We start from the raw sequence: 13,270 nt of genomic DNA, 5'->3' as shown, positions 1-13,270 counted from the left end.
AAGATGTTGAAGGAAAAAAACTACAAGGTTTAATTTCAGATGCTTTTAAGCAAATTGGTTTTTTAGTTGTTGGATTTGAATTCATTGAAAAACCTAAAAAAAGAAAACGAAACTTGCCTCCGTTTTGGGGAGGATATAAGATTTCTTTTGCGATAGTCGATACAGAAAAATATCAAGAAAAAATAGATTTACAAGACCCTAATAAAATGAAGGAGCTAAGTAAATATGGAGAAGCTTTAGAAAATAATAGTAAAAAGATAGAAATAGATTTGAGCTATGATGAATATGTTGCGGATAAAGATAGTTATGATTTAGAAGGGACAACTATTTATCTCTATAGTCCACTAATGATTGTCTATGAGAAAATAAGAGCATCCTGTCAGCAGCTTGACGATTACAAATTGGTTGGTGATAAAACACGTGCTCGAGATCTATATGATATCTATAAAACTTTAACAAATAAAGGACAAATTGATTTACGTGAAGCTGTTCTTAATCAAGACAATTTCTATATACTAGAAAATATTTTTCAAGCAAAAGATGTGCCACTTGAACTTATGTTAAAATTAGATAGCAAAAAGACAGAATTAGCTGAAGATTACAAAGCAAAAGTTGTCCCTCAAATACCTGCTAAAGAAATTGAAGATTTTGAGTTTCTCTTTTCCTACAACGACCAATTATTCAAAGATTTATTTGAAAAATATCAAGATTATAAACGAAAATAATCAAATTTTAATTCTAAAAAAGCCAAAATAAAAAGTCTCATTATAAAATTGAGACTTTTTTGCTAGCATTTACTTCCAACTATATATCTTAAAAAAGAGGTAATTTTAGAACAATATTTTCTCCTATATCAAGTCAAAAAGAATTTAAAAGTTTAAATATAAAACTGGAAGTTTTTTACACACTTTTTCATCAATTACCCTACCAAAAAGACAGCAGGAAGCAAGTTTAAAAATTCTATTTTGTCCTATATTTTTTGGAAAACACTAGTTCCTCTTTCGACACCTTCTTTGATAGTTCCTGCAGCTTGATTGAATTTTTTCTTCTGTTGTCATAATGTAGACTCCTTTTTTATCCTGATTTAGTTTCTTGCGGCCATCAGTGAGTGCTAAATAAAAAAACAGACACTTGTTTAAGGCTTTATAAGCCCGTATTTGCCCCTTAGATCGTCAAAGGTAGAAATATTCGACTTTTTTGCTAAAGGCCCCTTAGCGGCCAAAATAAGAGCTTTAATGGTGTCTTAAATTTTAAGCTGTCTTGAAAACCGTAAAAAGTCCCATTTTTTCATGATACGATCATAGATGTAGAAGCGCGCTCTACAAATTTATCTAAAAAGGAGGATGTCAAGATGGATATTATTTTTAATATCTTACTTGCTATTGAAGTGGAGATTTTGGTCCATTATATTTGCAAGTGGTTAGATAGAAAATAGTGAACTGAGTGAAAGATTTTTTTATTTTTAAAAAATAAAATATAGATTTTTTTCTTAAGAAGATACTTTCTAATTTACTTTTTGACATACTTTATATTACTTTATATTACTTTGTCGACCTTATAAAATCAGCAATATCAAGGGGTTGCAGATAAATAATTGACTATTTTGTACCCCATTAATGACTATTTTGTACCCCATTAATGACTATTTTGTACCCCATTAATGACTATTTTGTACCCTATTAATGACTATTTTGTACCCTATTATTGACTATAAAATTAAAAATTGATAGAATATAACATAATAGGAAACATAGTAAAAGGTAAACAAGATGGTATCAAATAGAAAATCCAGTAAAATCTATGAAGAACTAGCTTCTCGTCAAAATTATTTAGTTGTCCAGGCGAATGACTTGGCCAAAGCTTTTGGTAATTTAAAAGCTTTTGAACACAAGGTTTTAGACTACTGTTTTTCATCTGTAACGAAAGATAGTAGAGTTGGTGATGTCTTTACGGTTCATAGCCTTGACATTATGAAGCACTTTGGCTTAACTAAAAACGGTCAGAATTATAGACGGATTGCAGAAGCTTTTTCGAGACTTAACGAGAATACAGCCCTATATATCCCTGAAACATTGCCTGATGGCAGACGTTCAATAATCATGACTCAACTTTTCAGCAGAATAAGATTTATCGAGGATGGCCTTGTAGAGTTCAAATTCTCTGAAGATGCGGGACCCTTAGTTTTTGAGTTGAAAAGAAACTACTACTCTTTCCATTTGGATGAGTTAGGAAATGTGAAATCAAAGTATTCTTTGATCTTGATGAAACTTTGGGAAGCATATCGCTTAGGAAATCGAGAATATACAACCATTAAGGGAAGTTTAGAGGAATGGCAAGATTGGTTCTTGGGTGAAGAGAAGTCATGGCCTGCAGGTTTGTTTAAGAGAAATGCTCTCATGGTGGCATGCGAAGAATTAGAAATGAAATTCAATGCTGATATAGATTTAACAACTGTAAAAAAAGGACGAAAAGTTGTCGGGTATGAGATGGTGATTAGGGATAGACGGAAGCCAACCACTGCAGAGGTAATCATAGAGGCAGAGAAAGCATCATATCAGACAGACATCTACGAATTTTTGTAATTTGAACTTATATTAAGAGTTGGGGCTTGCGTATGCAGCCCTTTTTCTTTGAGAAAGATAGAGATTAAAAAAGAGTTTATTAACTCATTGGTGCCACTAGCTTTATAGCAATATTGCACTGAGGTGGTTAATTATTTTCTAGGCTGAGAAACATCTTGTGTAAAAAATGTTGTTGTAACTCCTTGATATTACTTGATTTATAACGAAATAGGAATGAGGTGGTTAATCGTTTTTTTGACTGAGAAACATCTTAGGTAAAAAATGTTACTGTAATCCCTTGATGCTGCTTGGTTTACAACGAAATAGGAATGAGGTGGTTAATGGTTTTTTAGGTCGAGAAACATAGTGGTTCAAAAGAAGAACCGAAAACCCACGTCCCTGTAAGTATAGAGTCGATTTTAAAACAACGTGACTTTATAGGGGTATTACCTCTACTTTCACTATGTTTTAGAATATGATTAAAATTTGAACTATAAATTGAACGTGCTGTAGCTGCTAAAAATGAGTTGATTTTTGAGAAGAAACCGTTTTCGGCTATCATAGTCCGTTTTGGGCTATGATAGCTTTGAATGTGAAATGAGGCGTGATAAAATATATATAAGAAACAAAAAAGGGGCATACAATCAATGAAAAAATTATAAAAAGAGTACATAGCAGTTATACATCATAATAGTGATTTGCCAGACCATTTCTACTTAGGCACTTTATCTAAGAATGAAGTAAAAATTGTTTTTGGAATATTAGAGATAATACATAATAGATACTCACAAGAGAGCGTAACTATCTCATATTCAGATATTGCAGCTATATCAGAATATGCAACTGAACTTTACGAGAATAATACTAATAATCAGTTTGAATGTTTTATAGAGAGTATTCAAACCAAACTCAGAGTAGTCTCATATAAACAGTTTTTAGGGCCCGATGGAAAAAGGGATCGTGCCTTTTATGATTATCCCATTTTCCCGCAATTTGAAGTGAATAACCTCGATCAAGAATTAACACTTTATATATCAGAAACAGTCTATCAACTTGAAATAAAAAAGGACAAAAATGGGAATATTATCGAGAAGGAAAGAAGAATTGCTGATTTATTTAGCAAAGAAGACTGGTCTGAAATACAGGTATATGAAAAGTGAAAGAAGGATACTTGATAAAAATAGAGAAGAGAAAATGATTTATGAACGCTAAAAGAAAACAAAGAAAAAGCAAAGAAAAAATAGAGCATATTCCAAAAGATGTGGTGGCTTATTATTTACCAAACCCCAATAGTGAAAAGAGGATATATTTTACAAGAGATACAATCTTACTCATGTATCATTTAATTCGCTTAAGGTATTTTTCAAGAGAAATGATACTGGATCAGTATTACATCCTGACAGGAAAAGAGTTGAACAACAAAACCCTCTACTCCTTCATTGGTAATAGCAGAATGCCACTAAGCCACTTTGAAGACAATTATAGAATAGGTAAGACTAAGTTTCTATATGTTCCTAAGTATTTTGCTGACTGGTTGTTAGATATCATTCATGAAATACCAGGTCTTACTGAGCTGACAAAGGTAACAGAGTTTAAAGGTTCGCATTATAGCCTCAAGACAAACAAAATGATTGGTGGTAAAGATGGTATCAGAAAAATACATCTACATGATTATCATACAAGAAGGTTGGCTCTGAAAATCGGTAGACGAATCGTTGAACAGTGCACAGATTTATCACCCAGAGAATTGAACATCACTTACTTTTTTCCGTTTAACCGAAAACTTATTTCACTTGTCCCAGATGCAGTGATCTTTGTTCGAGGCCAGAGGTATTTAATTGAGTATGACAGGAATACAGAGCCTCACTTCAAGCTGCTTGGGAAGATAATGGGATACTTTCAAATGAAATATTATCGAGGAGATACAATTTTCTTTGTATTTGATAATATTTCAGAGCCAAAAGATAATCGTCTGCATGTACGCATTGTGAATTTTATTGACAATTTATATACCGTACCTTTTGGAAATAGTGGCTTTTCTTACTACGAGAAAACACAAGAGAATAACGTGACCTTGTTTGCATTACCAGAGGTCAATGCACTGTCTCAAATCACAGAGGCTATCATGCACGATATAGTGATTGATGAACGTCAAGAAAACGAAAGATTATTAGAGAAGTGTATAACAGAACGTATCATCCCTTACGATATTGTTTTGGTTGAGTTAGTAAAAGATAATGACAGTCCATTCTCTTTATTCTTGACCTACCTAGATGATTTTTACGACGAGGTAAAAATGCCCCTTGTGAAACTGAGTTATGGTGACGTTAGCAACCATGACTATTTTGAAAAACTCTACGAGAGATACAAGGACGAGTACGAAAGAGTTGGCTTAGTATTCTCTTCAGAGATTACAAAACAATACTACCAGATACCTCACAATGATTTTCTCATGAGCCTTTATATCCGATAATGAAAGTAAAAAGAGAGTACTATTTAAGTCTCTCTTTTTTATTGAAAAATTGAATTAAAAATAACAAAAGGTGGGGGTTTTGTGTTAAAAGTAGTAGAAAAGGTGGGGAAGGTAGCAGAAATGTAGGGTTTTGCATGTAAAAAATAGGTAAAAGTAGCGGAAATGTAGGGTTTTTGGTCTAAAAATGGTAGAAAATTAGTAGCAGAACTACCAAAACATAAAAAGTTCGGAATATATGAGAAAAAAGTGCATGAATTTGGCTGCATCTTACTTTTCTCTTTGGATTAGATCCAAAAAATCCTTGTTTTTCTCAAGTAGAATGCACGAATGAGTCTGTTTTAAAATGGCTGCGGATAAAGCTTTTCCAAAAACACTCTCTATCCAACTTATTATTCCTGATATTTTTGGAGCAGTTAGTGATCTTCTTTTGAAGTCGAGAAATAGAGAATCACTAGTATTAGTAGTTACCGATTTCTCTCTTTCTTTGATGTACGGTGAGATATAGTGGATAAATTCACTTAAAATCGGTTTCTTAATCCGTTCACCTTTAGGAGATGTAACTGTTAGCGTCTGTTTGTGTAAGTCAATATCTCTATAAGTAGTTTGCGCTAATTGTTCAATATCAACTCCGGTTCCGGCAATTAGAGCGATGATTGCTAAATCTCTGTCTTTATTTTTCAGCAACTTAGATGAGCCTTCTTCTTCATCAAGGAAGAAGTCATAGGGACTCATAGGTTTCTCATTCTTATCAATTTCATCAAAAAAGTATAGCATAGATGGCAAATCATAATGAACTACTCGTACTGTGTTCCCTGCTCCTCTTTTTGATGAAAAAATAGAAAGTATGCCATACTCATTGATCCACTCGTTCATAACATTGCGGTAGAAGTATGGGGCTTTTCTATCACCTGAGAAGGATACAACAGTGTAGTAGTTCCAGAATGAGTTTAAGACACTAATAAATCGTTTTTTACCGTCTGGTTTTAGCTCTAAAGAGTTGACATAATCTGCAACAACTTCTACAGGTGTTTGCTCTAAATCATCCATGGTTAATTCATTAGTAGCCTTTTTAAGATGGTCATTCGCGTAGAAATCAAGGAATTTTTTCAAGCTATTTAACTTACGGTAGTTGTATAAGTCTTTTGTATTTGTAGTAAAAAAATAATTTACATATAATCGAACGGCAGGAGACCAAAAAACCTCTAATCCGTCATATTTTTTCTCTAATTTTGTCATGATTTCACCTTGTAATTTTATCTATTACTAGAGTAACAGAAAATCATGGGCAAATCAAAGTATGATAGGGAAAACTTGATTCGAGCCATCGAGAAGCCGAGTTTCTAGTTTAATAGGCTACAAATTTTACAGATAAAAAAGCATCTCGTTTACACGAAATGCTCTTTTCTAGTTGTTGGTTACAATTAGCTTATTTTTTTTGCATAGAACACTTGTAAGCGCCCTGTATTTTCAATATAGTTCCCAACACCGTTGTATTTTTCTTGGGCTACCTTGTTTATCATTTGAAAAGTATTCAATTCATCCAAGCTAATTTCTCTGATATTTTTAAGTCTCAACCAGTGATAATCTTGATCGTCCGCAAAAAGGCTTGGAGCATACTCAGCAGCATCCAAAGGAGCTGATTTTTTATTAAAATATTGGTAAAGTACCAAATCAGCAATATAAGTAAATTCCTTACTCACAAGCAATACTGTACTTACTTTCGTGAGTTTTTTAGGGTCCATTCTGTTACTTGTGCTGAAGTATACAGAACCTACTTCGTTAGCTTTCTCTAAGTGAGCATCCAGTACCTCTTTTGCCGAGCAAATATCAATCCCTACGACAGGGAGAGCAACGCTATACGTAACCGCCATAATTTAGACCTCCGGTAAATAAATATTTATTTGTAGATATGCTAGCAAAACCAATTAAGAGCGAGTTTGATTAGTATCACCCTATAAACTAGCCTATGCTAGTAGCTACTACTTATGTACTAGTATATACCTATCTAGAAAAAAAGTCAAGTGATTTTATTGTTTAGCTAAAAATTGAAATGAAAAAATTGGTGACAGTGATTTTTCTAAAAAAAAAGGGCGAATTTGCCCTTTTTTTTAACGACGAGATGCGGATGCATACCAAGCAATTCCAAATCCTACAACAATACCCAATGCAAACATTTGATATCTCCTTTCTCTTTTTTTTATAATGAAAGTTTCATATTTTATTAACGAAGACGCGTGTATAGATAAATTCCGTATGCAACACCTAATAGAAATGGCATATTACTTTCCTCCTTATGTTTTTATTTAATTAATTTTTATTTCACAATTTAACGGAAATACAAATACCAGATAATGGGTAGCAATAAAAGTGGCATATTTTTCTCCTTTCTCCTTGTTATTAATGTTATATAAAATTAATGTAGAAATCTGCGCCCGAGGCGCCTCCTCCACCTAATTATATTCATTTTCCCTCCTATCCTATACTTTTAGCAGTGACAGTTTATGAAGTTTATCGATGGTTAGTTTTCGAAGTTTTGGTCTTTTTGTATTTTTGAGAGCCCAATAACTTAGCCCAAATAATCCAACAATCCATAAAAGAGATACGATTAAACTATCAAAATTTAATTTAAAATCAGCTTTATTAAAGAAATCAACATAAATACCTAAGAAAGTTGTATCCATAAAATTCTTAATTTCTGAACTAACTTGTGAAAACATTGGTAAGAATGATAAAGCTAACATGGGAATTAAACCATACACTTGAGCCTGTGTTTGTGTTTCTGATATAGAGCCAATAACTAAATTCAGAAGTATAGTACATAAGGCTACTAACGAAACTACAGCAAGATATACAGGGTAATCTGTTCCAAAATCAAATTCAACCATTATAGGGAAGGCAATAATTGCTGCTGAGGCAAAGATTACAGGATAAAATAGAACAGAAACAAGATATTCTCCACGGCGAACCCCACTTAAAACAAGAGTTTTAAAAATTCTTTTCTCTTTTTCTTCTGCAATCGAACTTGAAATCATTGAACCTGAAGAGAATGAGAAGGCCATTGTTAAACTACTATATAGCAATGTTTTCCCTTGAGTTCCATCAGTATTCATGAAATTTTGGAAAAGCAGAACTAGAAAGAACGGGAATATTACCTGTACTAAAGTGTTTTTGTTATTCAATAATACTTGTGTCCTCAACCAAATAAGGGCTAAAATTCGTTTAAGCATCTAATTTTTCTCCTGTCAATTTAATAAAAATATCTTCAAGTGTTGGTTCACATGAGTGAATCATCATAATTTTTTGGTAGTTCTCTTCTTTCAAGGCCTCGAAGTTGATTATTTCTCTACTTGTATCGCTATAAGTAAGTTCGACTTTCTTTTCCGTGTTATATTTTTGGATGATATCTTTAGGGCTTCCCTGCTCAACAAGATGACCTTTATTCAAAAGAGCCAAATCATCGCATAAAAGAGTTGCCTCATTCATATCATGAGTGGTTAAAAAGATTGTTGTTCCTTTTTCTTTCAATTCTTGTAATAGTTTATGAATTTTCTTTGATGTAGTAGGATCTAATCCACTCGTAGGCTCATCTAAAAATAATACCTTAGGATAGTTGATTAAGGCACGAGCTAAAAGCATTCGTTGACGCATGCCTGTAGAAAGTTTTTCAGCTGGAGTATCTTTGCTATCATACAGATCAACTTGTTTGAGAATTTCCTCAATTCGATTTGTTGAAGTATCATATAGTTTTGCGAAAAATAGCAAATTTTTGTACAAGCTCAATTTTTCATAGTAACCGCTTGTATCTCCCACTAAGCCTAACTCTTCAAAATCTGAAGGGAGCAATTTTTGAGAATCTTTACCCAACAATTCTGTCTTTCCGCTATTAGCAGGTAGCTGTCCTGTCAAGATATTGATCATTGTTGTTTTTCCTGAACCAGACGGACCTAGGAATCCAAAAATCTCTCCTTCATTTACTACAAAACTAATATTGTTTAAAGCAACTTTATCTTCAAAACTTTTAGTAACTCTCTCTACTTTAATCATCTTTCAGCCTCTTTCTCCTTTATTTTTTGAACCACAACCACCATAACATAGGCATTGGAATAAATATCATAGCATTTCCTTTCTAGTTTGTTATATCAATAACTTTTACTTTGCTCTTAAATTCTGGTGAGAGTTTAATTTCTTTAACCTCATTTGGAAGTAACAAAAGTAATTTAAATAGTTTGTCATCTATTGTCACTTTACATAACCTTCGACTGTCTAGACAGTTTTTTATTATTAAATAATTTGACTTAACTTCTTTTTCTTCTAAATAATAGTTAATATTTTCCATGTTATCTCCAAAACAAAATAGTGGCTGTAATAGTAGCTAATGCTGATAAAAACATACTATCTCCTTCTCTGTATTATTGTTATTCCTTACATTGTCTATTGTAATCCTCTACAATAAAAAACAACAGGACATCTTTGTCTACTGACATTTATGTCCTGTTGTTTCAGTTATTGAAAATAATATCTATTATGTACAAATCAAATGTTTGGGAAGTCTAGATTTTTTTCCTCTAAAACTTGGTTTTTAAATAAATTATCATTTAAAAACTCTGCTCCCATAATAGCTTTGTCGTAATACTGTAGGGCTTTTTCTTCATTTCCTTTACCATAGAGGTAATACTTTGCTTCTAAATAATCAACTGTGGGTTTTAAACTAGTGTCTCCTATTTCAATCATAATTTCTCTTAACATACTCAATATTTCAGGAATAAATTCATGATAATCAATATCGATTTGATAAAGAACTAATCCTATAAGTACCCTTTGCAATAGATGAGTATAACTGGCATCTTCGTAATTTGTTTGAGATACAATATTTAGACAAACTTTTTTTAAAGTTATTTCATCTCGTTCTGAATTAACAGCTAGAGACAAAAAATACAAGTACAACAGTAGTAAATCATTTGTCGAATATTCTGTTCGTAACATTGTTTGTTCAAAATATTCCTCAATTAAACCCTCTCCAAATTCGGCATTTTCAGAAACATATACATCATCAATAGCTTGTAGAACCTCAACTGCTATTTGTTCATCCTCAGGGAGTTGATCATAAAAACGTTCTTGAATGTCTTCAAAGATAGCTTCACGTTGGTGGATTTTTTCTTCATCTCCATGAATAGATTGACGAATCAATTTTGTTTTTAATTTTAAATATTCTTTAGGAACAATTAGCAATCGTTCATCAATTAACTGAGATATCGGAACTCCTAACACTTCAGCTATATAGTCTAGTTTTGCTAGGCTGGGCAAGTTGTTTCCTGTTTCAATTCTCCCTAACTGACGAACTGTTAGTTTTTTTTCATCCCCACAAAATGCTTCTCTACTTAGTTTTTTTTCAGTTCGTAATGTACGAATTCGCTTTCCTATATCTAAATTATTCATCTGTTGCCTCTGAAAAAATACATATATTTTAAAATAAAAGATATTACCTATACACCGTGCATTTTAACATATTTTCATTATAACACAAAAAATAGTTTGAGAATGAAATAAATTATATAATTTTTTAAACTTAATTTAGGATTATGTATTATCAAAATCATCCCATTTATATAGAAAAGCACTAGCATTGCAACTGGTTAAATATCTTTCAGGAAAATTGGTCTTTTTCGGAAAGTTGTTTTAATAAAACTGCGCATATCCTTGAGGCTCTAAGGGTTTTAGTGATATTTTACTTACGAAAAAATCTGAAAAATGCTCAGAATTGTCCTGTCAGCATCAAAAATGCGTGAAATTTGCATAATTAAAATAAATATCAGGGGAGTTATACAAAAAAACGACGATTTAAATTGTCGTTTTACTATGATAAATATGCAATCTTTTTTGAAAATACGTCTATTTATTTTTTATTGTAAAGTAAACCCAAGCGAATGAACAGAGGTTGTAAAAAGCAAATGAAAAAACTGTGAGGATGATAGCTCCTGTATCTAAATAACCCATTTCGAGACCTCTTTTCAAAAACAACAAGCCTGTAGTTTCGACAACGATCAAAAATAAAAATATATAAAAAATTTTCGCCCAAAACATAGTGTTACCCCTTTCTATTTATAAAGGTTATCTAATTGTTCTTTGAGGCTTTGTTTTTGATTTTCAAAGCTTGCCCGTTCTTCTTCAATTTCTTTTTTTACTTTAGCAAGCTCAGCTTCACCCTCCGGTGTTCCGAAAATGCCTAGACTTTTTTTGGTGATTTATTAAGAATTATAACCAAACATCAAAAAAAATAATAATGTAAAATCGGATCATCATTCATAAACTCCTTTAGTAAAGGGTGCGTTTCCAAAAGTGTAGTTAGTCCAGAAATGAATTCTCACTCCCAAAACTTCCACCATCTCTTCGTTTTCTGTTCAATCAGCAACTGATTATCTTTTTGAGTTGCCAAAATAATCGTATGCAGTTGCTCAATTTGCTTCTTGTAGTCGTCTATTTGAGTTTTAAGGTCTGATATACGATCATCTTTCTCTTGTAATACATTTGTATTATCTACGTAATCGATTGTATTATTCTCTTGGAAGAGTATTTTTCTAGCATATGAACTGATCGAATCTCCAAATTCTGTAGCTCTTTCCTTTAATTCTTCTTTTTCTCCAACGCTCATCCTGATGTTTAGGACAGTCATTTTTTCAGTCAAAACTTTCACCCCGTTAGCTAATATAATACATATTATAACACACAGTATTATTAAATAATACAAGAAAAACTGAGTTTTTGACTAAATTTCTTTGCGAAAAATTAGTATTTTTTGGAAATGTTGTGAACGCTTCTTGGATAGAACACTCCTAACTCTTTATCTTTATTAGGGTATATCATTTGATAGTCTAGATAAAAAGTCAAATTATTGCGAGGGTCATTCTGGTATCGTTTAAGCTCAGATTTATATTCATATTTTGCATTCCTTAAGTAAAATGCAAGTGATTTATAGTATGGATAAGAATAATTAAATTTTTCTAGATATTCCCAAATCTTTCTGACATTTATATTTTTAGCTCGAATAAATGCATCAAGAATTTCAGAAACGCCCCCGCTATACCCAGGTCTTACCATAGCATCGATTAGTGTTCTCTCAACATTTGTTGTTTTAATAGGCTTTGAAAACCCAACAACTTCCTTAGTTATAACTCCTGTATTGTGAGTACTTTTCGAATTTAGAACATGCACTTTATAAGATGTTCCGTCATATTCAAAAGAGTAGATCATATTTGTTCGTCTCATACTTTTGGAGAAGGCATAATCGATACGTCCTTGAGTTATAGCCAGTCTATCACCTAAAGTAGAGCGTTTTTGGGATTGTTCTTTGTTAATATATATGTCTTTAGGGCTATTAATAGTTAGATCATGAACGTACATAGCACTATAATGAGATAGAAATGAACGAGATAATAACGATAAAGCAATTTCGTAAGGAGAAACGTATATATCTGAGGTTATATAGCGAATAACATAATCCCCTTTGTATTCGTTCATAATTTTAACTGGTTTAAAAAGTTTTAGTTTATCAATAATAATATCAGTAAACTTATTAAGGGTAGCTCTAGACTTAAGTTTTCCTTCTTCTTTTAATTTCTGAATAATTTGAATGATAGAGGTCCTATTTAAAATATTTCCAAATTCTTTTTTAGATTTTTGAACAATTTCATCAGAATATTTTATTAAACCATAAGTATCTTTTTTGATTTGATGTTTGATTAATATTTTCTCAATTTCATTGTCTGTAAGGACCATTACTATTATCCCTCCAATATACTAGTTAAGATTTTACCACTAAGGTATGGTATATATACCATACCTTAAGTATGTTTTAATTTATTTAAAAGCTATGGTATATATACCATAGCTTTAGTATAGCAGTTTAAAAAATAAAAAACAAGAAATTAAGATCGATCGCAAGTTATACATGGTATAATAAACTAACAACACTAGTAATATGATAGAGGTACTTATGAAACCAGATGATATTAGAAACACCATTTTAAAAGCAATTTTTTCAGATAGTGATCTGAAGGAAAATCTAGTTCTAAAAGGTGGTACTGCTTTAAAGCTGCACAATATAACTGATCGCTCATCTCAGGATTTAGACTTTTCAATTGAAGAATCTATAAGATATGATAAAGATGTTGAAGGAAAAAAACTACAAGGTTTAATTTCAGATGCTTTTAAGCAAATTGGTTTTTTAGTTGTTGGATTT

General features: G+C 31.9%; 13 protein-coding genes. 5 read left to right on the top strand and 8 right to left on the bottom strand.

Features of this window, described 5'->3' with window-relative positions; genetic code table 11:
* From M1F74_RS09935 to M1F74_RS09920, 4 genes are all read left to right on the top strand, one after another.
* The coding region (locus M1F74_RS09935; protein WP_247947019.1) for a nucleotidyl transferase AbiEii/AbiGii toxin family protein at nt 1-725 on the top strand (725 nt) is incomplete at its 5' end.
* Between the two features lie 1,044 nt (nt 726-1,769).
* A complete protein-coding gene (locus M1F74_RS09930) occupies nt 1,770-2,582 on the top strand; it encodes a replication initiation protein (RefSeq protein ID WP_247947018.1) in 813 nt (270 codons plus the stop codon).
* Nucleotides 2,583-3,259: 677 nt separating this feature from the next.
* Nucleotides 3,260-3,721 carry a hypothetical protein gene (locus M1F74_RS09925; RefSeq protein ID WP_247947017.1) on the top strand — a complete coding sequence of 154 codons (462 nt, stop codon included), beginning with the start codon at nt 3,260-3,262 and terminating at the stop codon, nt 3,719-3,721.
* A gap of 41 nt (nt 3,722-3,762) precedes the next feature.
* Nucleotides 3,763-5,034 (top strand): hypothetical protein, encoded by a 1,272-nt coding sequence (locus M1F74_RS09920; RefSeq protein ID WP_247947016.1) that lies wholly within the window; start codon nt 3,763-3,765, stop codon nt 5,032-5,034.
* A 267-nt stretch (nt 5,035-5,301) separates the two neighbouring features.
* Here M1F74_RS09920 and M1F74_RS09915 read toward each other — a convergent pair whose 3' ends face one another.
* The 8 genes from M1F74_RS09915 to M1F74_RS09880 all read right to left on the bottom strand — a co-directional run bounded on the left by M1F74_RS09915 (nt 5,302) and on the right by M1F74_RS09880 (nt 12,807).
* Nucleotides 5,302-6,270, bottom strand: a complete 969-nt coding sequence (locus M1F74_RS09915) for a recombinase XerS (protein WP_247947015.1) — start codon at nt 6,268-6,270, stop codon at nt 5,302-5,304.
* Nucleotides 6,271-6,455: 185 nt separating this feature from the next.
* Nucleotides 6,456-6,905, bottom strand: a complete 450-nt coding sequence (locus M1F74_RS09910) for a hypothetical protein (RefSeq protein WP_247947014.1) — start codon at nt 6,903-6,905, stop codon at nt 6,456-6,458.
* A 606-nt stretch (nt 6,906-7,511) separates the two neighbouring features.
* Nucleotides 7,512-8,261, bottom strand: a complete 750-nt coding sequence (locus M1F74_RS09905) for an ABC transporter permease (RefSeq protein WP_049538432.1) — start codon at nt 8,259-8,261, stop codon at nt 7,512-7,514.
* Nucleotides 8,254-9,078 carry an ABC transporter ATP-binding protein gene (locus M1F74_RS09900; protein ID WP_049538431.1) on the bottom strand — a complete coding sequence of 275 codons (825 nt, stop codon included), beginning with the start codon at nt 9,076-9,078 and terminating at the stop codon, nt 8,254-8,256. Before M1F74_RS09900 ends, M1F74_RS09905 begins: the two co-directional genes overlap by 8 nt.
* An 82-nt stretch (nt 9,079-9,160) precedes the next feature.
* Nucleotides 9,161-9,370 carry a hypothetical protein gene (locus M1F74_RS09895; protein ID WP_049538429.1) on the bottom strand — a complete coding sequence of 70 codons (210 nt, stop codon included), beginning with the start codon at nt 9,368-9,370 and terminating at the stop codon, nt 9,161-9,163.
* A gap of 197 nt (nt 9,371-9,567) precedes the next feature.
* Nucleotides 9,568-10,470 (bottom strand): helix-turn-helix domain-containing protein, encoded by a 903-nt coding sequence (locus M1F74_RS09890; RefSeq protein ID WP_247947013.1) that lies wholly within the window; start codon nt 10,468-10,470, stop codon nt 9,568-9,570.
* 925 nt (nt 10,471-11,395) lie between these two features.
* Nucleotides 11,396-11,725: a hypothetical protein gene (locus M1F74_RS09885; RefSeq protein ID WP_247947012.1), complete on the bottom strand. Its 330-nt coding sequence runs from the start codon at nt 11,723-11,725 to the stop codon at nt 11,396-11,398.
* A gap of 92 nt (nt 11,726-11,817) precedes the next feature.
* A complete protein-coding gene (locus M1F74_RS09880) occupies nt 11,818-12,807 on the bottom strand; it encodes a type IV toxin-antitoxin system AbiEi family antitoxin domain-containing protein (RefSeq protein WP_247947011.1) in 990 nt (329 codons plus the stop codon).
* Between the two features lie 217 nt (nt 12,808-13,024).
* Here M1F74_RS09880 and M1F74_RS09875 point away from each other — a divergent pair.
* Nucleotides 13,025-13,270: nucleotidyl transferase AbiEii/AbiGii toxin family protein (locus M1F74_RS09875; RefSeq protein WP_247947010.1), on the top strand; the 246-nt coding region annotated here is incomplete at its 3' end.

The sequence above is a fragment of the Streptococcus oralis genome (genome assembly GCF_023109315.1).
Taxonomy (GTDB): domain Bacteria; phylum Bacillota; class Bacilli; order Lactobacillales; family Streptococcaceae; genus Streptococcus; species Streptococcus oralis_BS.
This window is presented reverse-complemented; position numbering and strand designations above follow the sequence as displayed.

Coding starts and splice junctions, on each gene's coding strand:
- M1F74_RS09900 (WP_049538431.1), bottom strand. CDS start 9,078: ATGATTAAAGTAGAGAGAGTTACTAAAAGTTTTGAAGATAAAGTTGCT.
- M1F74_RS09910 (WP_247947014.1), bottom strand. CDS start 6,905: ATGGCGGTTACGTATAGCGTTGCTCTCCCTGTCGTAGGGATTGATATT.
- M1F74_RS09920 (WP_247947016.1), top strand. CDS start 3,763: ATGAACGCTAAAAGAAAACAAAGAAAAAGCAAAGAAAAAATAGAGCAT.
- M1F74_RS09915 (WP_247947015.1), bottom strand. CDS start 6,270: ATGACAAAATTAGAGAAAAAATATGACGGATTAGAGGTTTTTTGGTCT.
- M1F74_RS09880 (WP_247947011.1), bottom strand. CDS start 12,807: ATGGTCCTTACAGACAATGAAATTGAGAAAATATTAATCAAACATCAA.
- M1F74_RS09890 (WP_247947013.1), bottom strand. CDS start 10,470: ATGAATAATTTAGATATAGGAAAGCGAATTCGTACATTACGAACTGAA.
- M1F74_RS09930 (WP_247947018.1), top strand. CDS start 1,770: ATGGTATCAAATAGAAAATCCAGTAAAATCTATGAAGAACTAGCTTCT.
- M1F74_RS09905 (WP_049538432.1), bottom strand. CDS start 8,261: ATGCTTAAACGAATTTTAGCCCTTATTTGGTTGAGGACACAAGTATTA.
- M1F74_RS09895 (WP_049538429.1), bottom strand. CDS start 9,370: ATGGAAAATATTAACTATTATTTAGAAGAAAAAGAAGTTAAGTCAAAT.